Source organism: Hasllibacter sp. MH4015 (assembly GCF_020177575.1).
Taxonomy (GTDB): Bacteria; Pseudomonadota; Alphaproteobacteria; order Rhodobacterales; family Rhodobacteraceae; genus Gymnodinialimonas.
The window spans coordinates 477126-497248 of sequence record NZ_JAHTBK010000001.1; the positions used below are offsets into that span (position 1 = coordinate 477126).

Annotated in this window: 23 protein-coding genes; 12 read left to right on the forward strand and 11 right to left on the reverse strand. The window is 64.3% G+C overall.

The features are described 5' to 3' along the window. Nucleotides 1–2 precede the first annotated feature (2 nt). The 3 genes from secF to KUW62_RS02600 are packed head-to-tail and all read left to right on the forward strand — an operon-like array spanning nucleotide 3 to nucleotide 2305. Nucleotides 3–1199: a protein translocase subunit SecF gene (secF, locus tag KUW62_RS02590; RefSeq protein ID WP_224813957.1), complete on the forward strand. Its 1197-nt coding sequence runs from the start codon at nucleotides 3–5 to the stop codon at nucleotides 1197–1199. After that, nucleotides 1192–1944, forward strand: a complete 753-nt coding sequence (locus KUW62_RS02595) for a sulfite exporter TauE/SafE family protein (protein ID WP_224813958.1) — start codon at nucleotides 1192–1194, stop codon at nucleotides 1942–1944. The genes secF and KUW62_RS02595 overlap by 8 nt, the downstream gene beginning before the upstream one ends. 4 nt (nucleotides 1945–1948) lie before the next feature. Next, nucleotides 1949–2305, forward strand: a complete 357-nt coding sequence (locus KUW62_RS02600) for an Mth938-like domain-containing protein (RefSeq protein ID WP_224813959.1) — start codon at nucleotides 1949–1951, stop codon at nucleotides 2303–2305. 27 nt (nucleotides 2306–2332) lie between these two features. Here KUW62_RS02600 and KUW62_RS02605 read toward each other — a convergent pair whose 3' ends face one another. The 3 genes from KUW62_RS02605 to KUW62_RS02615 all read right to left on the reverse strand — a co-directional run bounded on the left by KUW62_RS02605 (nucleotide 2333) and on the right by KUW62_RS02615 (nucleotide 4401). Then, entirely contained in the window at nucleotides 2333–3043 is a 711-nt protein-coding gene (locus KUW62_RS02605; RefSeq protein WP_224813960.1) for a DUF1194 domain-containing protein, read from the reverse strand. Further along, nucleotides 3043–3471 (reverse strand): VOC family protein, encoded by a 429-nt coding sequence (locus KUW62_RS02610; protein WP_224813961.1) that lies wholly within the window; start codon nucleotides 3469–3471, stop codon nucleotides 3043–3045. Before KUW62_RS02610 ends, KUW62_RS02605 begins: the two co-directional genes overlap by 1 nt. 78 nt (nucleotides 3472–3549) lie before the next feature. Continuing rightward, nucleotides 3550–4401, reverse strand: a complete 852-nt coding sequence (locus KUW62_RS02615) for a DUF817 domain-containing protein (RefSeq protein ID WP_224813962.1) — start codon at nucleotides 4399–4401, stop codon at nucleotides 3550–3552. Nucleotides 4402–4495: 94 nt separating this feature from the next. Here KUW62_RS02615 and thyX point away from each other — a divergent pair, with 94 nt between their 5' ends. Both thyX and KUW62_RS02625 read left to right on the forward strand, forming a co-directional pair. After that, nucleotides 4496–5401 carry an FAD-dependent thymidylate synthase gene (gene thyX / locus KUW62_RS02620; protein ID WP_224813963.1) on the forward strand — a complete coding sequence of 302 codons (906 nt, stop codon included), beginning with the start codon at nucleotides 4496–4498 and terminating at the stop codon, nucleotides 5399–5401. A gap of 84 nt (nucleotides 5402–5485) precedes the next feature. After that, nucleotides 5486–6325 carry a hypothetical protein gene (locus KUW62_RS02625; protein ID WP_224813964.1) on the forward strand — a complete coding sequence of 280 codons (840 nt, stop codon included), beginning with the start codon at nucleotides 5486–5488 and terminating at the stop codon, nucleotides 6323–6325. A gap of 418 nt (nucleotides 6326–6743) precedes the next feature. On the opposite strand, the gene KUW62_RS02630 is transcribed toward KUW62_RS02625, so the two are convergent. Together KUW62_RS02630 and KUW62_RS02635 are read right to left on the reverse strand one after the other, a co-directional pair. Further along, a complete protein-coding gene (locus KUW62_RS02630; RefSeq protein WP_224813965.1) occupies nucleotides 6744–7037 on the reverse strand; it encodes a hypothetical protein in 294 nt (97 codons plus the stop codon). A gap of 265 nt (nucleotides 7038–7302) precedes the next feature. Then, nucleotides 7303–7509 carry a cold-shock protein gene (locus KUW62_RS02635; RefSeq protein WP_224813966.1) on the reverse strand — a complete coding sequence of 69 codons (207 nt, stop codon included), beginning with the start codon at nucleotides 7507–7509 and terminating at the stop codon, nucleotides 7303–7305. 223 nt (nucleotides 7510–7732) lie between these two features. On the opposite strand from KUW62_RS02635, the gene KUW62_RS02640 reads away from it, so the two are divergent. Beyond that, nucleotides 7733–8047: an ArsC/Spx/MgsR family protein gene (locus tag KUW62_RS02640; RefSeq protein ID WP_224813967.1), complete on the forward strand. Its 315-nt coding sequence runs from the start codon at nucleotides 7733–7735 to the stop codon at nucleotides 8045–8047. 112 nt (nucleotides 8048–8159) lie between these two features. Then, the gene (locus KUW62_RS02645) at nucleotides 8160–8528 is read left to right on the forward strand and encodes a hypothetical protein (RefSeq protein WP_224813968.1); all 369 of its coding nucleotides are present in this window, start codon (nucleotides 8160–8162) and stop codon (nucleotides 8526–8528) included. 15 nt (nucleotides 8529–8543) lie between these two features. On the opposite strand, the gene KUW62_RS02650 is transcribed toward KUW62_RS02645, so the two are convergent. From KUW62_RS02650 to KUW62_RS02675, 6 genes are all read right to left on the reverse strand, one after another. Beyond that, complete coding sequence (locus KUW62_RS02650; protein WP_224813969.1) at nucleotides 8544–9152, reverse strand: Hint domain-containing protein; 609 nt, start codon at nucleotides 9150–9152, stop codon at nucleotides 8544–8546. Between the two features lie 106 nt (nucleotides 9153–9258). Further along, entirely contained in the window at nucleotides 9259–11211 is a 1953-nt protein-coding gene (gene thrS, locus KUW62_RS02655) for a threonine--tRNA ligase (RefSeq protein ID WP_224813970.1), read from the reverse strand. Nucleotides 11212–11374: 163 nt separating this feature from the next. Next, nucleotides 11375–12541, reverse strand: a complete 1167-nt coding sequence (locus KUW62_RS02660; protein ID WP_224813971.1) for an MFS transporter — start codon at nucleotides 12539–12541, stop codon at nucleotides 11375–11377. A gap of 48 nt (nucleotides 12542–12589) precedes the next feature. Further along, complete coding sequence (locus KUW62_RS02665) at nucleotides 12590–12988, reverse strand: MAPEG family protein (protein ID WP_224813972.1); 399 nt, start codon at nucleotides 12986–12988, stop codon at nucleotides 12590–12592. Then, nucleotides 12988–13437 carry an SRPBCC domain-containing protein gene (locus KUW62_RS02670; protein ID WP_224813973.1) on the reverse strand — a complete coding sequence of 150 codons (450 nt, stop codon included), beginning with the start codon at nucleotides 13435–13437 and terminating at the stop codon, nucleotides 12988–12990. The genes KUW62_RS02665 and KUW62_RS02670 overlap by 1 nt, the downstream gene beginning before the upstream one ends. 3 nt (nucleotides 13438–13440) lie before the next feature. Beyond that, entirely contained in the window at nucleotides 13441–14199 is a 759-nt protein-coding gene (locus tag KUW62_RS02675) for a helix-turn-helix domain-containing protein (protein ID WP_224813974.1), read from the reverse strand. A gap of 146 nt (nucleotides 14200–14345) precedes the next feature. Between KUW62_RS02675 and KUW62_RS02680 the strand changes: the two genes are divergently transcribed. The 5 genes from KUW62_RS02680 (at nucleotide 14346) to KUW62_RS02700 (ending at nucleotide 19949) form a co-directional block, all read left to right on the forward strand. Then, the gene (locus KUW62_RS02680) at nucleotides 14346–15092 is read left to right on the forward strand and encodes a carboxylesterase (protein WP_224813975.1); all 747 of its coding nucleotides are present in this window, start codon (nucleotides 14346–14348) and stop codon (nucleotides 15090–15092) included. After that, on the forward strand, nucleotides 15085–16068 hold the full coding sequence (locus KUW62_RS02685; RefSeq protein WP_224813976.1) for a carboxylesterase: 984 nt from the start codon (nucleotides 15085–15087) through the stop codon (nucleotides 16066–16068). Before KUW62_RS02680 ends, KUW62_RS02685 begins: the two co-directional genes overlap by 8 nt. A gap of 46 nt (nucleotides 16069–16114) precedes the next feature. Further along, nucleotides 16115–17260 (forward strand): LacI family DNA-binding transcriptional regulator, encoded by a 1146-nt coding sequence (locus KUW62_RS02690; protein WP_224813977.1) that lies wholly within the window; start codon nucleotides 16115–16117, stop codon nucleotides 17258–17260. Between the two features lie 22 nt (nucleotides 17261–17282). Continuing rightward, the gene (locus tag KUW62_RS02695) at nucleotides 17283–18641 is read left to right on the forward strand and encodes an ABC transporter substrate-binding protein (protein ID WP_224813978.1); all 1359 of its coding nucleotides are present in this window, start codon (nucleotides 17283–17285) and stop codon (nucleotides 18639–18641) included. A gap of 69 nt (nucleotides 18642–18710) precedes the next feature. Further along, entirely contained in the window at nucleotides 18711–19949 is a 1239-nt protein-coding gene (locus KUW62_RS02700; RefSeq protein WP_224813979.1) for a sugar ABC transporter permease, read from the forward strand. Nucleotides 19950–20123 lie beyond the last annotated feature (174 nt).

A 20123-nucleotide genomic window follows, 5' to 3' on the forward strand; every position in this document is an offset into this window, starting at 1 on the left:
CCATGAGACTCCGTCTGGTCCCACAGGAAACGAACTTCGATTTCTTCAAATACGCCCGCGCGACCTTCGGTGCCTCGATCGTGGCCGTGATCGCGTCGCTGGCGATCTGGCTGTCGGTGGGCCTGAATTTCGGCATCGACTTCTTGGGCGGCACGACGATCCGCACCGATGCGACGGTCGAGGTCGATGTGGCCGAGTACCGCGCGGCGCTGGACGAGCTGGATCTTGGTGATGTCGTGATCTCCCGCGTGTTCGACCCGAATTTCGACGAGGATCAGTTTGTCGTCACTGTCCGCATCCAGGCGCAGGAGGGGGTTGAGGCGGTCACCAGCGACACAATTCGCGATATTGAGGAAGCATTGGGCTCTGCGATGGGCGGGCCGCTTACGATGCGGTTTCGTGGCGCAGGTCTGACCACCGCCGGAGTAATGGAGGCGATTGCGTCGCTTTCTTTGGACGCAACGCCCAGCGAGAATGGTGTCGGGTTCTCCCTGCCGGAAGGACTACCGTTGGGAACCATCGCGAGTGTCGACGAGGCGGTCGGTAGCGCATTTCCCGCGTTGGAAGGCTCCACCTTCACCTATGAGCGCATCGCATTCCCCAGCGTCGAATCCGTTGGGCCCAAGGTTTCGGGTGAGTTGATCCAGACGGCGATCATCGCGGTTCTGGCCTCGCTCGGGGCGATCCTGATCTATATCTGGCTGCGGTTTGAATGGCAGTTTTCGGTGGGTGCGGTCGCGGCCCTGATCCATGACGTGATCCTGACCATCGGCGTCTTCAGCCTGTTCCAGATCCGGTTCGACCTGGCCACGATCGCGGCACTGCTGACCATCGTGGGCTATTCGATCAACGACACGGTGGTGATCTTCGACCGTCTGCGCGAGAACCTCATCAAGTACAAGCAGCGTGCGTTGCGCGACGTGATGAACCTCAGCGCCAACGAGACGCTCAGCCGGACCTTGATGACCTCCGGCACCACTTTGATCGCCCTAATCGCGCTGATCGTTCTGGGCGGTGACGTGATCCGGGGCTTCGTCTTCGCGATTGCGTGGGGTGTGATCGTGGGCACCTATTCGTCGATCTACGTGGCCAAGAACGTGGTCCTGATGATCGGGGTGAAGCGCGATTGGTCCAAGCCGTCGGACGGCGGCGGCGCGGGTGGCCCCGGCGGCACGCAATTCGCCAACGTGGATGCCTGAGGCGCTGGATCTGGCCCTGGCGACGCCGGGGCTGATCTGGGTCTGCGCGGCCTCTTTCCTGGCAGGGTTGGTTTACGGTTTCGCGGGCTTCGGGTCGGCGCTGATCTTCATGCCGCTGGCCGCGATCTTTCTGCCGCCGCCCCTGGCCATCGCGGCCTTTTCCCTGTCCGCGCTCGCCTCCCTCGTCACGGTGATCCCCAGGGCGTGGGCCGCCGCTGACAAGTCGCAGACCTTGCTGATGGTGGGCATGTCGCTTCTGACGATGCCGCTGGGGATCGCGCTGTTGCGGTTTACACCGGAGGTCACGATCCGCACGGCGGTCTGTGTCCTGACGCTGGTGACGCTGGCGGCCTTGCTGGCGGGGTGGAAGGTGCCCCTGCGCGGTGGCACGCCGCTCCGCGCCGCCGTGGGCGCCTTGGCCGGGATCACCGGGGGATCGACGGGGCTGAACGGGCCGCCGGTGATCCTGTTCAACCTCGGCTCCGACCAGCCGGTGGCGGTGACGCGGGGCAATCTGGCGTGTTTCCTGACATTCAATTCGCTTCTGATGATGCCGATGATGTGGTTGCAGGGGCTGATCGACGGGCCTGCGGTTTGGCTGGGGATCCTCCTTCTGCTGCCCTATGCGGCGGGGACGTTCAGCGGCGCGCAGCTGTTCGCGCCGGAGCGGGCGGGTATCTACAAGGGGGCGGCCTATATGCTGATCGGGGCGGCGGGCGTGATGGGCCTGCCCTTATGGGGATGATGCCATGCGTATGAACGAAGTCGAGTTTGACGACAGCCGCCCGGTGGACGGCTACGGCCCCGGCTTTTTCCGGGTGGGCGGTGAGGTTCTGAAAGGCTCGGTCCTGCTCCTGCCATCCGGTCCGGGCCTGTGGCAGGGCTATGAGGACGCCGCGCCGATCCTGGCCGCCGCGGCGGAGATCGACGTCCTCCTGGTGGGTACCGGCAAGGAGATTGCGCATCCGCCACGCGCGTTTCGCGGCGCGCTGGATGCGGCGGGGATCGGGATGGAGGTCATGGCCTCGCCCGCCGCGTGCCGCACCTATAACGTGCTGCTGGCCGAGGGGCGGCGTGTCGGGGCGGCGATGCTGGTGGTGGAGTAACGCCGCCGGTCCGCGGGGCCTTATCGCCTAGAACACGTTTGGATAGGTCCCGGCATCGCCCAGGATCATGGAGCGCAGTTCGCGTTCCAGCTTGCGGCGCATGGTTTCGGCGAAGTCGCGGTGGTTGAGCGCGTATTCCACGAAGGCGCCGGGGCCGTGGATGACCTCAGCCGCGTAGTAATCCTCGATCTCGCGGCTGGCCCCGCCGATGGCGAGCCCGTTCACCGTGATCCCGTCAAACGCGAAATGCTCGAACGCGGCGGCGGGCGGGAAGCCGTCATTGTTCTGCCCGTCACCGGAGATGTCGAGGGTCTGGAACAGGCAGGCCGGGGCCTCCCGAAACCGCGTGGCCGCGAAGCCGAGCGCGTATCCAAGGGCGGTCGGAAAATCCTCGCTGCCCCGTTCGGAGCCGTTCAGACGCTCGGCGATGTCCAGAAGCTCCGCCTCGGACGTGATCATCGTCCAGTCGACCAGCACGTCTTGCTGGAACCGTCCGGACCATTCGAAGATCGACAGGGCCACCGGGCCGGGGCCGTTCAGGAATGCCTCGATCACCGTCGGGTCCAGCAGGGCGGAGGCGAGCCCTTCGACCTGCAACCGGTATTCGGCGACGTCGACGGAGGCCGATACATCCATCCCCAATTGCAATGCCAGGCGGCATTGTTCCTGCGCATTGGCCGGGGCCGTGGAAAGCAGCACGGAGGAGGCGAGTGCCGCCGCGCCAAGGCAGCGGTGCATTACCAATGCCCCGTGTTTTCCATCGAGGCCCAGGGCTCTGCCGGGGGCAGATGCTCCCCCTCCTGCAACAGCTCGATGGAGATGTTGTCGGGCGAGCGTACGAAGGCCATGTGCCCGTCGCGTGGTGGGCGGTTGATCGTGACGCCGTTGTCCATCAGGTGCTGGCACATCTCGTAGATATTGCCGACGCGGTAGGCGAGGTGCCCGAAATGGCGGCTGTCGGATGGCAGGCCGTCGTCGCCATCCCAGTTATAGGTGAGCTCCACCGCCGCGTTGTCCTGTCCCGGCGGGCTGAGGAAGACCAGCGTGAAGCGCCCGCCCTCGTTCTCGATCCGTCGCGTCTCCTCCAGGCCCAGAAGCTTGTAGAAAGCGATGGAGGTGTCGAGGTCTTTTACCCGGACCATCGTGTGCAGGTATGTCAGTGTCATGTCGCAGGCTCCCCCATGGCGCGTTGGCGAGCAGCTTAGCGCGCGGGGCGCGTTTGAACAGCCCCTGCCACGGTCACATCATCGCGGGGTCGGCCGGACGGGATGGGGGATAAGCGCGTCGCGCAGAACCAGTGTGACCGTCACGAAGCTCACGTAAAGCAAGAGGTACCATGACCCGAACTTGGCGATATTCACCAGCTGGAACGCGCCCTGGCCGGGATAGGCCCAGGTCTGGGTCAGCGTGCCCACATTCTCCGCCACCCAAAGCAGCAGCGCGGCGAAGGCAGCGGCGGCGGGAAGGGGCACCCAGCGCGGACGCCGGGCCGGGAAGAACCAGATCCGCGTTCGCCAGTAGAGCGCGATCGTGGCCGCGAACAGCACCCAGCGGATGTCCCACACGTAATGGTGGGTGAAGAAATTCACGTAGATCGCAAGCGCCAGAGCGAAGGTGAGAGGGAAGGCCGGGTAGGGGGCAAATTGCATGTGAAAGATGCGGATCGCACGGGCGATGAAAGAGCCGACAGCGGCGTACATGAACCCGGTGAAAAGCGGCACGCCGCCGATTTCCAGAATGCCCTGTTCTGGATAATCCCAGGAGCCTTGGGCGAGCTTGAAGATCTCCATCACCGTGCCGGTGACGTGGAAGAGGAAGATGACCTTCGCCTCCTCCCAGCTTTCGAGGCGGGTGACGAGGAACAGGATCTGTGTGGCGACCACGAAGATGACCAGCGCGTCGTAGCGGGCGAGCACCCAATCGTGTTGCCAGATCAGGCGGGAAATAATGATCGCGCCGAGGATCAGCACGGCGAAGAGCGCGGACCACAGGAGCTTGGCAAGGAACATGAACCCCTCTGCCAGCCATCCCGGAAGGGCCGCGTGCGCGCGCGGCGCCAGCCGTCCGTCCAGATATGACACACCCCGTTCCGTCATCTGCGCCCCTTCATCTTGCGGCGTTGCGATCCGTTGGGGCAAGATATGGTCTCAACCGCTCACCCATTCCGATTCTCCGCCCAGGACCTGTCCCATGCCGCTTAGCCCTGAACAATTGGAGGATATCCAGTCCTCCCGCTCCAACCCGCAGCCCACCTTGCGCGCGGTGGCCCCGGGAATGGAGCAGCATCTCTATACCGCCAAACCGGTGCTCGACCACGGTTTTGTGCGGGTCATCGATTATATGGGCGACGATGCCGCGATCGTGCAGGCGGCGCGGGTGTCTTACGGGGCGGGGACGAAAAAATCGCGCGATGACAGCGGCTTGATCCGCTACCTCATGCGGCACTGGCACTCGACGCCGTTCGAGATGTGCGAGATCAAGCTGCACGTGAAACTGCCCGTTTTCGTGGCGCGGCAATGGATCCGGCACCGGACGGCGAATGTGAACGAATATTCGGCGCGCTATTCTATCCTGGATCGGGAATTCTACATCCCCGAGCCCGACGCCTTGGCGGCGCAGTCGGTGGTCAACAACCAGGGCCGCGGGGAAACGCTGGAGGGGGCGGAGGCGGAAAAGGTTCTGCGGATGCTCAAGGACGATGCGGGGCGGGCCTATGACCATTACGAGGAGATGTTGTCGCAAGACGGCCAGAAGGGCCTGGCCCGCGAATTGGCGCGGATGAACCTGCCCGCGAATATCTACACGCAATGGTATTGGAAGGTGGACCTACACAACCTGTTCCACTTCCTGCGGCTGCGCGCGGATGCCCATGCGCAGTACGAAATCCGGGTCTATGCGGATGCGATTGCGGAGATGGTGAAGGATTGGGTGCCGGCGGCCTATGGCGCGTTCGAGGATTACCGGATGGGCGGTGTGCAGCTCTCGGGCAAGGGCGTTGAGGTCGTGCGGCGGCGGCTGGCCGGAGAGGTGGTGACGCAAGAGAGTTCGGGCATGTCGATAGGCGAATGGCGGGAGTTCGAGGCGGTGTTTGGGTGAGGTTGCAAGGTTGCAACCGGGGTTTAAGAGGTTGGTTTTGTTGGAGAAAGGGTTTGGTGTTAAGGGTTTGTTAGGGGGTGCGAAGTGAGTAACGACGAGGCAAGTGAAGAACGTTCCGAAGGGATTGGTGACCTTCCCGTATCAAAAGGTGGCAAAGCAGGGCGCGCCGTCCTTAACGCAATGGGGTCAATTCCTTTCGCAGGTGGATTGTTTTCAGCAGCGGCCGGTTATTGGGGAGAAAACGAAGAGGCCCGGGCGAACGAGTTTCTTCGCAACTGGCTACAGATGCTCCACGATGAGATCGAGGAAAAGCAGAAAACGATAATCGAAATCATCAGTCGTTTGGACCTTCACGACGACGAGATTTCAGAGCGGATCACTTCAGAGTCGTTTCAGAGCTTGTTGAAGAAGAGTTTTCGAGAATGGCCGGTGGCCGAAAGCGAAGAGAAGCGGGTATACCTTCGAAATGTCCTGTCACACGCAGCGTCTTCGCGGTTGACTAGCGATGACGTTGTAAGGCTTTTCATCGACTGGCTCGGAACTTACTCCCCCTTTCATTTCGAGGTCATTGGAACGATCTACAATTCTAAAGGAATTTCGAGGGGCGAAATCTGGCAGAAGGTTGGTCGTGAAGAGGTTTCTGAGGACTCTGCGGACGCAGATTTGTTCAAGCTTCTTGTGCGGCATTTATCTATGGGCGGTATCATTCGCCAGCACAGAGAAGTCGACTATCACGGCAACTTCATAAAAAAGCCATCGAGGGGAAGAGGCTCGGGTTCCTCAACGATGAAATCTGCGTTTGATTTTGAAGAGGGATATGAGCTCACGGCACTGGGAGAACAATTCGTTCACTATGCGATGACTGAGCTGCCTCCAAAGATAGAATTTCGCTCTAGTGATGATTTCAACGGAAGCAGCCAATAATTGGCACATTGTCCGGTGAAATCGCCCTAGCACGGAATCAAGGCCGCAGGCCGCCGTGCCATCGCCGGACCGGCCCCGCGGTCTGGCGATTTGGTGGGGCTGGGTGCTCCGTTGATGGGGCGCGCATGTTTGGGCACCATAAAGTGGCCGTCATGGAAGGAGGCTCGCCAAACCCCGGTCCGGCGATAGCACGGCTTCGCTAGCGGGAGCTGCGGTCTCACTCTCGGCAATTCTTGCAGAGCAAAATAGCCTGTCGGGCAGTGGGCGATTTGGTGGGGCTGGGTGCTCCGGTTTGAGATCGTGCGGATTTGGCTGGCATAAAGTGCCTTGTCACACGCGTTGGTTCGCCAGCCCCCGGTCCGGCGATGGCACGGCTTTGGCTTGGCGGGCGATGGCCCGGCCCGATCCACCGCGCCCCTCACCGCATCAACGCCCCTGCCACACCCCGCGCTTCGGCCATTGCGTCGTCCCGCATCGTGGCGACCAGCTCGGCGTTCGCTGCCTGCCAGTCCTGGAAGCCGAGATAGCCTTCGATCATCTGGGCGTGACGCTCCAGCGAGCCGACGGGGGCCAGATCGAACGGGGCGAACCAGGCTTTGACCGCGTCGTAGATGCCGGTGCATGCGATGACCTCGTCGCCCGACATGGTCCGGACGAGAGCGGTGGCGTCGCACAGGTAATACAGCGCGAGAAGGTCGAGGAAGTCGGACATGGCAACGCTCCTGTGCCGAATGGGACCGGAGCGGGGACGATGGGGAGGTACCGAAAGGCGGCGCGCGGGACGGGAGGGATCCCTGCGCACCGAACCTGCGCATCGTCACCTCCCCATGTCTGGAACGGCCACGATAGCAGGGCAGGGTAAAGGGGCGGTTAACCGAGTGGTGGACGCAAGCGAGCAAGGCACAGGGCGCATCGGGCGCTTGCCCGCGCCCGGCGAGGCGCGGGGGATCTTTGGTCAGATTGGCGACGTGTGACGCCTAGAGGGTCTGCAGCTCCACCGCGCTTTCGCGGCCGTCTCGGCCTTCACGCAATTCGTAGCTGACCTTGGTATTGTCCGGCAGCCCGGTCATGCCCGCGCGTTCCACGGCGGAGATGTGAACGAAGACGTCCTTGCCGCCTTCGTCCGGTGCGATGAAGCCGAAGCCTTTGGTGGTGTTGAACCATTTAACAGTGCCAGTTGGCATTTTCCCGTGTCTTTCCATCTTGGGTCCCGCCCACAAGCCTTGCGGCGGTGCGGTGCAGCCGGATCCGGGTAACCTGTTCGAGGGCCTTCTTCACGGGCGGTTCACTTCAAACCCTGCGACACGTAGAAAGCGTCCGAAAGTTCGCGGCAAAACTCAAGTCTTGCGCGCCGCCGCGCGCGCGCGTGGCACGAGTTTGCCTATCGGATCGGCGGAGGATGAAAAAATGCGCGTCTACGGGCTGAAAAATTGTGATACCTGCCGCGCGGCTGCGAAGGCATTGGAGGCTGAGTTGGTCGATATCCGGGCCGAGCCGCTGGACGCGGCGGATGTAGCACGGTTCGAGGCAGCGTTCGGGGAGGCGTTGGTGAACCCATGCTCCACCACTTGGCGGAACTTGGCGGAGGCGGACCGCGCGGGGTCGGTGGCGGAGGTGATCGCGGCCCATCCGACTGTCATGAAACGCCCGGTGATTGAGGCGGGCGACGGCACGCTGCACCTGGGCTGGAGCGGGGAGGTGCGGGCGGCCTTCGGCGTCTGAGGCGGGATGCGGGGGAAAAACGGCGCGGATTTCACCCGCGCGGGCGGGCTTGGGTTCCGGCGCACGGCCCCCATCTGATACTGAACGACACGGCCCAAAACGGAGAGCCCCCATGCGAAACGCAGCCCTGGTCCTTGGTCTTATCGGCGGTATCCTCGCCATGATCGTGGGCTTCTTCGTCTACGGCTACACGGTGTTCATCGACTGGTTCGGAGAGATCCCGGACCTGGCCTACCAAGTGGATAATCCGCAGCTTTACCGGACGATGGCGTTCCTGTCGCCGATCCTTGCAATCGCGGGGGGCGCGATGGCGCGGGCAAGGGCGCTGTGGGGTGGCGTGCTGATGCTGCTGGCCGCGGGCGGGATCTTGTATGCGTTCGGCTTCGGCGTCTTCACGATGTTCCCCATCGCGTTCTGTGCGGTGGGCGGGGCGCTTGCGATTGCCGCAGGGCGCCCGGATGAGGAAAAGGCGCATTTCTGAGGCGCGCGCGGCGGCCTAGAGCGGGGTAAAGACCGGACGGGTCTGCCGTTCGAAGACAATCGGGCCGGAGGCGTGGCGGGCATGGCCGGCAAGGCGCCCGATCTCCACCCAGAGGCCGCCTGCATTGATCAATTGCGCCCGGGCGCAGCGCAGGGCGACGTAGATGACCCGTTCCTCGGGGATAACGCGGCGGATATGGCCGCCATCGCAGAGCGCGCGGGCGGGGACGAGCGTGCCGCCGTCGGCACCGTCCGCGTCGGGTGCCTCCACCAAGATATGCTGATCGGGAGAGACGAGCCGCGTGCCGGAGAGCCGGTGGAAGAGCGGTGCGCCTTCCTCCACCCGGATCGGGGCGGCGTCGTGGTAGATGCGCAGCATCTCTGCCGTGATGATGCGAAATTCGACGATTTCTACGGCGACCGGACCGTTGTCGCGGGTTTCCAGCAGATCGCCGGGGCTGAGCGTGTCGGCGCGGCGGGAGCCGTCTTGGGTTTCGACCAACGTCGGGCCCGCGATGGCCGAGAGGCCGGGCAGGGGTTGACGGGCGGGGTCGGTGTGGGGCGTGTCGCGCGGCTCCGCGTCCCAGGACGGGGCGGAAGCCAGAGGGGATGTAAATTGTAGCATACTCGTTACCTGCATCAGCGCCGATTACATTCGGCTTGCACGCAGATCTATCGGCCCGCCCCGACAAAATGCGGGCCGGAATTGGGCGTTTTGTGGACGTCTGACCCTAGGCCCGGCGGCGGTCGGGGGCGATTGCCTCCGCGCCAAGGGTTTCGACCACCTCTGCGAGCGGCAGAACCTGCGTTTGCTTTTCGCCCAGACGCCGGAGGGTGACGGTGCGGTTCTCCACCTCCTGCCGCCCGATGGCGAGGATCGCGGGAACCTTGCCGACGGAATGCTCGCGGACCTTGAAGTTGATCTTCTCGTTGCGGATGTCGGCCTCTGCCCGGACACCTGCGGCCTTGAGCGCGGCGACGGTTTCGTGAACGAAATCATCGGCTTCCGAGACGATGGAGGCCACGACCACCTGACGCGGCGCGAGCCAGAAGGGCAGCTTGCCGGAATGTTCCTCGATCAGGATACCGATGAACCGCTCGAAGGAGCCAAGGCAGGCGCGGTGCAGCATCACGGGGCGATGTTTCGCACCGTCCTCGGCGATGTAGGTTGCGTCCAGCCGCTCGGGCAGGACGAAATCGACCTGGTGGGTGCCGCATTGCCAATCGCGCCCGATGGCGTCGGTGAGAACAAATTCGAGCTTCGGTCCGTAGAAGGCCCCTTCGCCGGGGTTCATCTCGGGCTCGATACCCGCGGCGCGGGTGGCCTTGAGCAAAGCCGCCTCGGCGCGATCCCAGACCTCGTCTGATCCGGCGCGGGTTTCGGGGCGGTCGGAGAATTTCACGCGGAATTCGGGGAAGCCCAAGTCTTTGTAAACGCCCGTCAGGTAGTCGATGTAGACGGCGGTTTCTTCTTCGATCTGGTCCTCGCGGCAGAAGATGTGGCCATCGTCCTGGGTGAAGCCGCGCACGCGCATGATCCCGTGGAGAGCGCCGGAGGGCTCATACCGCGCGCAGGAGCCGAATTCGGCCATCCGCAGGGGCAGGTCGCGGTAGGATTTCAGGCCCTGGTTGAAGATCTGCACGTGGCAGGGGCAGTTCATCGGCTTGAGGGCATTCACGGCCTTCTCTCGGGCGTGATCCTCATCCACCTCGACGATGAACATGTGTTCTTGGTACTTCTCCCAATGGCCGGATTGTTCCCAGAGGTTGCGGTTGACGAGCTGGGGAGTGTTGACCTCCACATAGCCGCCCGCGCGCTGCTTGCGGCGCATGTAATCCTGCAACTCGGTGTAAATCGTCCAGCCGTTGGGGTGCCAGAAGACCTGGCCCGGCGCCTCTTCCTGCATGTGGAAGAGGTCCATCTCGCGGCCCAGGCGGCGGTGGTCGCGCTTGGCGGCTTCTTCGAGGAAATTGAGGTGTTTTTTCAGGTCATCTCGGTTCTTGAACGCCACGCCGTAGATGCGTTGCAGCATGGGGCGGGTGTTGTCGCCGAGCCAATAGGCGGCGGCGACGGACATCAGCTTGAACGCATCAGCGGGCACCTGGCCGGTGTGCTGGAGATGCGGGCCACGGCAGAGATCCATCCATTCGCCATGCCAGTACATGCGGATGGGTTCATCGCCGGGGATGCGGTCTAGGAGTTCGACTTTGTAGGGCTCATTGGTCTGTTCGTAGTGGGCGCGGACCTTGTCACGGTCCCAGACCTCGGTGCGCACGGCATCGCGGGCGTTGATGATCTCTTTCATCTTCGCCTCGATCTGACCGAGATCTTCCGGGGTGAACGGCTCCTCCCGGTCGAAATCGTAGAACCAGCCGTTGTCGCGGACGGGGCCGATGGTGACTTTGACGTCGGGCCAGATCTCCTGCACCGCGCGGGCCATGATGTGGGCGCAGTCGTGGCGGATCAGTTCCAGCGCCTGGTCGTCATCCTTCAGCGTGTGGATGGCGATGTCGGCGTCAGCCTCGATAGGCCATTGCAGGTCATAGTGAGCGCCGTCGACGGTGGCGGAAATCGCCTTTTTCGCGAGCGAATTGGAGATGTCGGCGGCGACGGCGGCGGGGGTGATCCCGGCGTCGTATTGGCGCGCGTTGCCATCGGGGAAGGTCAGGGAAATCTGGGGCATGATCAGCCTCCTCGTCGGTTTGGCGCCTACGGAACGCCCGGTTGCGGGTATGTGGGGGCGCTTGTGGCGAGGGCGGCGCGCAATGTCAACGGGCGGCGTGGGTTGCGGCGTCGGGATGCCTCCGGCGGGGATATTTCCGGCACATGGAAGACAGGGCGCGCGCCTAGGGGCGGGTGTTCCGCGCGGTGGCCCGGTCGGAGGCGATGAGGTGGGCCAGTGCCACGGCCATGACCAGCGCGGCGGCGAGGCCAAGGGCGGAGACGGAGGCGCGGTCGATCACAAGGCCCCCGATGGCCGAGCCCGCCGCCGCGCCGATATAGATGGCGGCCGCGTTCAATGCCATCAGAACGGGCGCGCGCGCCGGGTCGAGCAGGACAAGGCGGGCCTGTTGCGCGGTGCCGAAGGACCAGCCGATCACCGACCACACGAAGGTGTAGACCATCACGGCGGCGGTGGGCAGCGGCAGGAAGGAATAGAGCGGCAGGGTCAGGACTTGCAGCGCGGTCAGCACCACGAGCGTCCGCGACGGCCCGAAGCGATCGCTGAGCCGCCCGCCCGCGATGTTCCCGACGATGGCCCCCAGCCCGAAGATCAGAAGCGCAAGCGTGATCCCGTCGCGGGCAAAGCCCATATCGGCGGCAAGAAGCGGCGCGAAATAGGTGTAGAGGGCGAAGATGGCGCACAGGAACGTGGCGGTGAAAAGGATCGCGGCCATCACCGGCAGATCGCGGAGCGTCGCGCCGAGGTCGCGGAGCGATACCGGGGAAAACGACAGCCCCGCGGGCACGATCCGCCACATCACGATGAGGGCGGGCGCACTGAGAATTGCCACGATGGCGAAGGCGTAGCGCCAGCCGAAGGTGTAGGCGACCCAGCCACCGACGGGGATGCCCACGGCCTGCGCAATGGTCAGCCCCGCGAAAACGGCGGCCAGCGTGCGGGCGCGCCGCTCGGGCGGGACCAGCATGGCGGCGACGGCGGCGGTGATCGGGGTGATGACGCCCGCGCCCATGGCCGCAAGTCCTCGGGTGAGATGGAGCGCGAAGAGTGTTGGCGCGAGGGCCGACAGGAGCGCGGCGGTGCCGAAGATGACCAGACCCATGGCCAGCACGCGGCGGCGGCCGATGCGGCCGGTGAGCGACACCAGAAGCGGCGACATGATCGCGTAGAGGATCGCGTAGGTGGTCAGGAGCGCGCCGGATTGCGCATCGGAGACGCGGAAATCGTCGGCAATCGGCTCCACAAGTCCGACGACGAGGAAGGCCCCCATGCCGACGATGAAGTTCACGGCGGACAGGGTGGGGATCAGGAGGCGGGGGCCATCGGGCATGGCGCGACCCTCCGCCGTTGCGGGCGGGGGGTCAATCGGGATTTCGCCTCAGGTCAGAAGGACGGCCCCGCCGATGGTGCAGATCGCCACCCAGCCGAGGGTGAAGAGGATCGGGCGCACCGGAAGGACGGGAAGGCCCGCGATCATCCAGACGGCGTGGATGACGCGGATGAAGAAGAAGGCCATGGCGGCGGCGGATGTGAGCGGCGTGGAGATGCCAGCCAGATGCGAGATCAGGACGATCACGGCAAAGGGCAGGAATTGCTCCAACAGGTTCAGGTGCGCACGCCAGGCGCGGTGAATCCAGGGCGGGGCCTGGGCGATGTCGGGCGGGCGGTTCTCGGACGGCATGGGCATGCCGACGGTGTTCACGCCGATGATGAAGGGCAACCACATGGAGGCGGCGAGAAGGGCCGTCATTGTCAGCCAGAAGAGTTCGGGGGTCATCAGAGCGTTCCCTTCTCGTTGAAGCGTTGGGCCTGGCCGGTTTCGAGGTAGGTTTTCAGGCCCGCGGCCCAGCGTTCCCATCCATCGGCCACGCCTTCGCCGGGGACGACGGGGAAGTGCAGGTCGTAATGCTCGATCACGAGCTTCATATGCGCGGCTTCCGGCGTCAGGAGGAAGGCCGTGCGGGAGGGTGGGATGTCGGGCGCCCAGTGCGGCTCGAACGTGTGTTCGATGCGGCTTTTCGGGTCTTCGGAAAGGGTTCTGGCCAGCATCATCGTGCCGCCATCGGGCGTGTGGTAGGTGTATGTGTCGCCGTCCTTGGTGATTTTCGGTGACAGGAAGTGGTAAGCGGAGATCGCGTCGGGATCGCGGAGCGCGTCCCAGAGCGCGTCATGGGTGCAGCGGATATAGGTCTGCATCATGAAATCGGGCTTCGTGGCGGTGTCCATGGCTCACCCTCCCATCGTCGAGACGGGCAGGGGCTTGCCCGTTTCAAGCCAGGTCTTGAGGCGTGAGGCGATCAGGACCCAGCCGTCGCGGATGCCCTGCATCTCGGGCGGCAGGTCGTAGTGCTCGATGGTCAGGCGGCAGGCGCCCTGCATCTCGTCGATGACGTAGACGTGCCGCGACGACGGCGCGCCGGGGATGAAATGGGGGGCGAACGTCATCTCCAGCCGGCGGGGTGGGTCTGCGGCGATGACATCGCAGCTGAGCATCTCGGACCCGTCGGGGGCGCGGTAGATCAGGGTTTCGCCGGGCGCGGCCTCCCCCTCCAGCACGGTATCGAAATAGTAGTGCGACGTGGCTTCGCCGCTGACGAGCGCGTCCCAGAGCGCGGCGGCGCTGCATTGGATAATCGTCTGATGGACGAAATCGGGGGTCTTGATGGCTTCTAACATCGGAGCAGTCTCCAGCTTGGATTTGAGGTCAATCACGGCGCGGGCGGCGGGTTTGGCCAGGAGCGGGTCAATCCAGCGGTCAATCGCCTCCTGAAGGGGAAGGGCGTTGAGGTAGTGGTATTTGAACCGGCCCTTGCGGGTCGTGACGATGAGGGAGGCGTCTTCCAGCACGTTGAGGTGTTTCATCACGCCGAAGCGCGTCATCTCGAACTGCCCTTCGAGATCCGTCAGGGTCTGACCGTCGCGCGCCCTGAGGCTGTCGAGGATCGCGCGGCGGGCGGGGTCGCCCAAGGCTTTGAAAATCGCATCCATGGGTGGGTTATATGTGATTCTATAGTCACGTGACAATATGGTCACATAAAAAACTGCGCGGGCCTTCGCCCATGGTGCCGTCGCGGGATTGCAGCGCCGGGGCGGGCGGGGCAGGTTGCGGCGCAATTCACGAAAGGGCGCGCGCCATGCAAGAACCTCAATTCTTTGACACCGATCAGGGACGGCGGCTGGCCTATCACAAGTTCTCGGGCCGCAGGCCGGGCGTGGTGTTCCTGGGCGGGTTGCGCTCGGACATGACGGGCACGAAGGCGGTGCATCTGGAGGCGTGGGCGCGCCGGTCGGGCCGGGAATTCCTGCGCTTCGACTATTCCGGCCACGGCGAGAGTTCGGGCGAGTTCACCGACGGCGCGATCGGCGATTGGGCGGAGGATGCGCACGCCGCCATCGACGCGTTGACCGAGGGACCGCAGGTTCTGGTCGGCTCATCCATGGGCGGGTGGATCAGCCTGCTGCTGGCCAAGCACATGCCCGAGCGGCTGGTGGGCCTTGTGACCATCGCCGCCGCGCCGGATTTCACTGAAAACGGATATTGGGCGCGGTGGAGTGATGCCCAGAAGAAGACGGTGATGGACGAGGGCGAGATTGCCCTGCCATCGGAATACGGCGACGCGATGGTCATCACCAAGCGCCTGATCGAGGACGGGCGCGACCACCTTGTCCTGACAGAGCCGTTGCGCATCGACGCGCCGGTCCGGCTGTTGCAGGGCACGGCGGACAAGGATGTGCCGATGGAGACGGCGCTGGGCCTGTTGGATCATCTGGACGGGCCGGACATCCGGCTTGAGCTGATCAAGGATGCCGATCACAGGTTCTCCACCCCCGAATGCCTCGATACGATCACCCGCGCGGTGGAGGAGGTTCTGAATGCGTAGTCTGGGCAAGTTCATCGGACGGGTTCTGCTTGGCCTGATCGCGCTTGGGCTGATCTTCTGGTTCGTGGCCCCGCGCGAAGCGGTGGAGCGTGGCGCGGTGGAGATGCCGGACCTGAGCGATCCCGATGGCTGGTTGTCGGAACGTGAGACGCAATACGGCGACATTACCGAAGGCACCCAGGCGCGGGTCGTCTGGGCCGGCGAGGCCGGGATGCCGACGCCGACCGTCGTTTTGTACCTGCACGGCTTTTCGGCCACGTCCGAGGAGATCCGCCCGGTGCCCGACCGCGTCGCGGAGCAATTGGGCGCGAACCTGATCTTCGCGCGTCTGCCAGGACACGGGCGCGACGGGACCGCGATGGCGGAGCCGCGCGCGGGCGATTGGGTGGACGAGGTTGCCACGATGCTGCACCTGGCGCGCGGGATCGGGGAGGACGTGGTGGTCATGGGGACCTCCACGGGGGCGACGCTGGCCACTTGGGCCGCGACCGATGCCGAGATGGCCGATGACGTGGCAGCGATGGTCCTGATCTCACCCAATTTCGTGTTGGCGAACCCGGCGGGCGGATTGCTGGAACTGCCCCTTGCGCGCCTGTGGGTGCCGTTCGTCGCCGGGGCGGAGCGGTCGTTCGAGCCGATCAATGACGACCACGGGGCCTATTGGACCACGACCTATCCGACCGAGGCGACCGTGACCCTTGGCACGCTGCTGCGGGAAACGCGGGCGCGGGACCATTCCGGGGTCACGATCCCCGCGTTGTTCCTGTTTTCCGACGCCGATCAGGTGATCTCCGCCCAGGCCGCGCGGGACTTCGCCGAGGGCTGGGGCGGCCCGGCCACACTGATCCCGGTGGCCGTGCCGGAGGAGGGGGGCGATCCCTTCAACCACGTGATTTCGGGCGATATTCTGAGCCCCGCCCTGACCGACCGAACGGTTGAGGATGTCACCGACTGGCTGCGCGACGTCCTGCAATAACGAGCGCGATAACGGGCGATGCCATGGGGTGTTCGGAAAATAGACCTTGCCGAAACCGGTTTCGGAAACGAGCCTTGGATTCGGGGAGGATCGGATGCAGCGCATGTCAGCGACATCGAAAGGGGCGGCCCGGGTCACGATCAATGACCTGGCGGACGCCTTGGGGCTGGCCAAGGGGACGGTGAGCCGCGCGCTGAACGGCTATCCGGATATTGCCGAGACAACGCGCGCGCGTGTTACCCGCACGGCTGAGCGCATGGGCTATCGCCCGCTGGCGCAGGCGCAGGCGATCCGCACCGGCCGCGCCCGGTCGCTGGGGCTGGTGCTGAACACGGGAAGCCGCGACGCGCACAAACCCTTCTTGCTGGATTTCCTGGACGGGATCAGCCGCGCCGCGTCGGAGGAAAGCTGGACGTTGAGCGTGGCGATTGCCGAGGGCGTGGACGAGGAATTGTCCACCATGGCGCGCCTGATTGAGGAACGGAAGGTCGACGGATTCATCTTGCCGCGTGCGATGTGGGAGGATGCGCGCGCCGATTTGTGCCGGGATCGCGGTGTGCCGTTCATCTTGTTCGGACGCACCCGGAACGAGGCGGGCTGCGCGTGGTTCGATGTGTTGGGGGAGGACGCGATCCATGCCGCCGTGACCCGGCTGGCGGGGTTCGGACATCGGCGGATCGGGTTCATCAACGGCTCGCTCCGGTACACCTACGCCCATCTGCGCCTGGCCGCGTTCCACGGTGCGATGGCGGAGGCGGGACTGGAAGCCGACCCGGCCCTGATGGCGGGCGAGGTGCTGAGCGTAGCGGAGGGCGAGGCTGCCGGTCGCGCGGTCCTGTCCGGTGACGCGCCACCGACGGCGATCGTCTGCGCCACGGATCTGGCGGCCATCGGGCTCTACCGTGCGGCGGAGGCGGTGGGACGGCGGATCGGGCACGATCTGGCGGTGATTTCCTATGACGGGCTGCCCGAGGCGGCCAACATGATGCCGCCATTGACCACCTATTCCGTCGACACCCGCGCGGCGGGCCAACGCCTGGCGCGGATGTTGATCGCGCGCGTTCGCGGAACCGACCCGCAGCATCTGCGCGAGCTGACGCCTGCCCGCCTGATCGAGCGGGCGTCCGACAGATTACCGGAAGACCCGTCCAAGGCGGCGCCGATGCCGCCTGCGGATGGGCGACGAGACTGACAAAACCAAAGGGAGGACTGACATGAACATCATCAGCAAAACGGGGCGCGTGGCGCTTCTGGCGGCTGTGTCCGGGCTGGCGCTGGCCAGTGCGGCGGCGGCGCAGGACAGCATTCGCTTCTGGACCACGGAGGAGCAGCCGGAGCGGCTGGCCCTGCAAGAGGCGATGGCCGCCGATTTCACGGCCGAATCCGGCATCGAGGTCGAGGTGATCCCGGTCACGGAAAGCGATCTTGGAACTCGGGCCACCGCGGCCTTTGCCGCGGGCGACCTGCCCGACGTGATCTATCACCCGCTGCAATACGCGTTGCCTTGGGTGGAGGCAGGCATTCTTGACCCCGACGCCGCGACCGATGTTATCGAGGCGCTTGATCCCGAGACCTTTTCGCAAGGCGCGCTCAGCATGGCGGCTTTCGAGGGGGGGTATGCGAGCGTGCCGGTCGACGGCTGGACCGGGCTTGTGATCTACCGCGCCGATCTGTTCGAAGAGGCCGGGCTTGAGCCGCCGACGACGTTCGCCAATGTCGTTGCCGCGATCGAGGCCCTGCATAACCCGCCGGAACTGTTCGGCTTCGTGCCGCATATCAAGATCGACGAGCCGTCGATGTCACAGATGATCGAGTCGATCATGCTGGCCAATGGCGTATCGCCCGTTGGCGAGGATGGCTTACAGCCCCTAGACGTTGGCCCGACGATAGAGGTGCTGGAATTCTACGCCGCGCTGGCCGAGGCCGCACCGGACGGGGAATTGTTCTGGCAGCAGTCGCGGGAGCTTTACTTTGCGGGTCGTGCGGCAATGATCATGTGGTCACCGTTCATTCTCGATGAGCTGGCTGGTCTGCGCGACAGTGCGCCGCCCATGATAAACGACGATCCGACCAGTCGGGCGCTGGCCGATGCTACCGGCATCGTGACAAACTTCGCAGGGCCCTCGAACCCCGAAGGCGCGGCGTGGGCCGATATCCGCTACTTCGGCATTACCGCCGATGCCGATACCGATGCGGCAATGGAATTCGTCGAGTATTCCATGTCCGACGGATACACCCAGACGCTCGCCATTGCGCCCGAGGGCAAGTTCCCGGTCCGCCGCGGCACCGCCGACAACCCCACGGAGTTCGTGGAGGCCTGGGCGGCGCTCGATGTGGGCGTTGACCGTCGCGCGCCGCTTGGCGACCTCTATGAGCAGAGCATGATCGACGAGATCGTGGCCGGCCTTGATGTCGCGCAGCGCTGGGGTGTGGAGGAAGGCCAACTGGCGCTTGCCTCTCGCATCATTAACAGCCAGATCCTGAACCGTCTGGTGCGCGAGTATATCGACGGTGTCCGCGGCGGAGAGGAAACCGTCGCGCTCATGAACGAGGAACTGGCTCGTATTGAGTGATGCGTCGCGGCCGGGGGCGTCCAGGCGGCGGCCCCGGCCTTTGCACTTCGGTTTTTTGGAGATGCCGAAATGAGCACCGCTGTCCCGCCCAAAGGCACGGGGCCGCTGGCCAAGCGCGAGGCGCGCTTGGCATGGGGCCTGCTTCTACCAACGATCATGGCAGTGACGGTTGTTGTTATGCTGCCGCTTCTGGCCGTCCTCTGGATTAGCGTCAAACCTGTTGAATTGGGCGATTTGCGAGCTGCGGCGCCGGTGGTGAGGGAGGATTTGCGTGACGCGGACGAGGCGACGCCCTTCATTCGTTACCGTATCCGCAATTCCAGCCAGGATAGCGCTGTCACCAATGTTCGACTGAGCGATACGCTGCCGATCGGTGTGACGGTTACGCGACTGCCCGAAATCTGTGCGTTGGAAGCAGCGGCGCTGACCTGCATCATCGGCGATCTGGCCGGTGGCGACAGGCTGACGTTAGAGCTGCCGGTGACGCTAGCGGGCGAGCTGAGCACACTTGAGTATGCGATCGAGGACGACACCCCGGTCTCGATCACCGGATCGAGTCAAAACGTGCTGACCAGCGGGGAGTTCACGCTGGAAAACTACGTTGCCGTTTTCGACGAGCGAGAATTCGGTGCGGTGCTTTGGGCGACGATGTTTTACACGGTGGTGGGCACGATTGGCGCGCTCGTGATCGGACTGTTTGCGGCGCTGTTGCTCAACAAGAGCTTTCGCGGCAAGGGCGTACTGCGCGGTCTCTACCTCTTTCCCTACGTGGCGCCGGTGATCGCGGTGGCATATTCGTGGGTGATCTTGTTCGATCCATTCTCAGGGTCGATCAACGCGCTCTTGATCCAGATGGGCGTGACCGACACGGCGATCAATTTCTTCGGCGAACGCCCCTTGGCGCTCATCATGGTGACGGTGTTCGAAATCTGGCGCTATTTCCCCCTGAGCTTCCTGTTCATCCTCGCGCGGATGCAGTCGATTGATACGGACATGTACGAGGCGGCGGATGTGGATGGGGCGACGCCGTTTCAGAAGTTCCGCTATCTCAGCCTGCCGATGTTGATGGGGATCCTGTCGGTCCTGTTCCTGCTGCGCTTCATTTGGACCTTCAACAAGTTCGACGACATCTTCTTGCTGACGGGCGGCAATGCGGGCACCCGGACCCTGACGGTCAATGTCTACGAGCAGGCCTTTGCGCTGTCCAATATCGGGGCCGGCGCGGCGGTGGCCGTGGTGATTCTGTGCTGCCTGCTGGCGTTTTCCTGGGCGTTCTTCCGGTTCATGAGCAAGGAGGAGGGGCTGTGAGCGGTCCGGCGAAAGCGGCAATCGCTCCGGTAGAGCGGTCGAACGGAGAACGGGCGGAGTCCCGGATCACGTCGTTCCCCAGGTGCGGCCCGTTGGTGGACATCGCCGTCCGAAGCGGGGGCCAGCCCCCGCACCCCCGGGATATTTTCGGCAGATGGAAGACAGGGGAGGTGC

What these genes read in the sequence shown, in the direction of transcription:
- KUW62_RS02700 (WP_224813979.1), top strand. Translation starts at nt 18,711, where the DNA reads ATGAGCACCGCTGTCCCGCCCAAAGGCACGGGGCCGCTGGCCAAGCGC.
- KUW62_RS02605 (WP_224813960.1), bottom strand. Translation starts at nt 3,043, where the DNA reads ATGCACCGCTGCCTTGGCGCGGCGGCACTCGCCTCCTCCGTGCTGCTT.
- KUW62_RS02615 (WP_224813962.1), bottom strand. Translation starts at nt 4,401, where the DNA reads ATGACGGAACGGGGTGTGTCATATCTGGACGGACGGCTGGCGCCGCGC.
- KUW62_RS02635 (WP_224813966.1), bottom strand. Translation starts at nt 7,509, where the DNA reads ATGCCAACTGGCACTGTTAAATGGTTCAACACCACCAAAGGCTTCGGC.
- secF (WP_224813957.1), top strand. Translation starts at nt 3, where the DNA reads ATGAGACTCCGTCTGGTCCCACAGGAAACGAACTTCGATTTCTTCAAA.
- KUW62_RS02680 (WP_224813975.1), top strand. Translation starts at nt 14,346, where the DNA reads ATGCAAGAACCTCAATTCTTTGACACCGATCAGGGACGGCGGCTGGCC.
- thrS (WP_224813970.1), bottom strand. Translation starts at nt 11,211, where the DNA reads ATGCCCCAGATTTCCCTGACCTTCCCCGATGGCAACGCGCGCCAATAC.
- KUW62_RS02695 (WP_224813978.1), top strand. Translation starts at nt 17,283, where the DNA reads ATGAACATCATCAGCAAAACGGGGCGCGTGGCGCTTCTGGCGGCTGTG.
- KUW62_RS02600 (WP_224813959.1), top strand. Translation starts at nt 1,949, where the DNA reads ATGCGTATGAACGAAGTCGAGTTTGACGACAGCCGCCCGGTGGACGGC.
- KUW62_RS02660 (WP_224813971.1), bottom strand. Translation starts at nt 12,541, where the DNA reads ATGCCCGATGGCCCCCGCCTCCTGATCCCCACCCTGTCCGCCGTGAAC.
- KUW62_RS02685 (WP_224813976.1), top strand. Translation starts at nt 15,085, where the DNA reads ATGCGTAGTCTGGGCAAGTTCATCGGACGGGTTCTGCTTGGCCTGATC.
- thyX (WP_224813963.1), top strand. Translation starts at nt 4,496, where the DNA reads ATGCCGCTTAGCCCTGAACAATTGGAGGATATCCAGTCCTCCCGCTCC.
- KUW62_RS02675 (WP_224813974.1), bottom strand. Translation starts at nt 14,199, where the DNA reads ATGGATGCGATTTTCAAAGCCTTGGGCGACCCCGCCCGCCGCGCGATC.
- KUW62_RS02640 (WP_224813967.1), top strand. Translation starts at nt 7,733, where the DNA reads ATGCGCGTCTACGGGCTGAAAAATTGTGATACCTGCCGCGCGGCTGCG.
- KUW62_RS02610 (WP_224813961.1), bottom strand. Translation starts at nt 3,471, where the DNA reads ATGACACTGACATACCTGCACACGATGGTCCGGGTAAAAGACCTCGAC.
- KUW62_RS02630 (WP_224813965.1), bottom strand. Translation starts at nt 7,037, where the DNA reads ATGTCCGACTTCCTCGACCTTCTCGCGCTGTATTACCTGTGCGACGCC.
- KUW62_RS02670 (WP_224813973.1), bottom strand. Translation starts at nt 13,437, where the DNA reads ATGGACACCGCCACGAAGCCCGATTTCATGATGCAGACCTATATCCGC.
- KUW62_RS02645 (WP_224813968.1), top strand. Translation starts at nt 8,160, where the DNA reads ATGCGAAACGCAGCCCTGGTCCTTGGTCTTATCGGCGGTATCCTCGCC.
- KUW62_RS02650 (WP_224813969.1), bottom strand. Translation starts at nt 9,152, where the DNA reads ATGCTACAATTTACATCCCCTCTGGCTTCCGCCCCGTCCTGGGACGCG.
- KUW62_RS02665 (WP_224813972.1), bottom strand. Translation starts at nt 12,988, where the DNA reads ATGACCCCCGAACTCTTCTGGCTGACAATGACGGCCCTTCTCGCCGCC.
- KUW62_RS02595 (WP_224813958.1), top strand. Translation starts at nt 1,192, where the DNA reads ATGCCTGAGGCGCTGGATCTGGCCCTGGCGACGCCGGGGCTGATCTGG.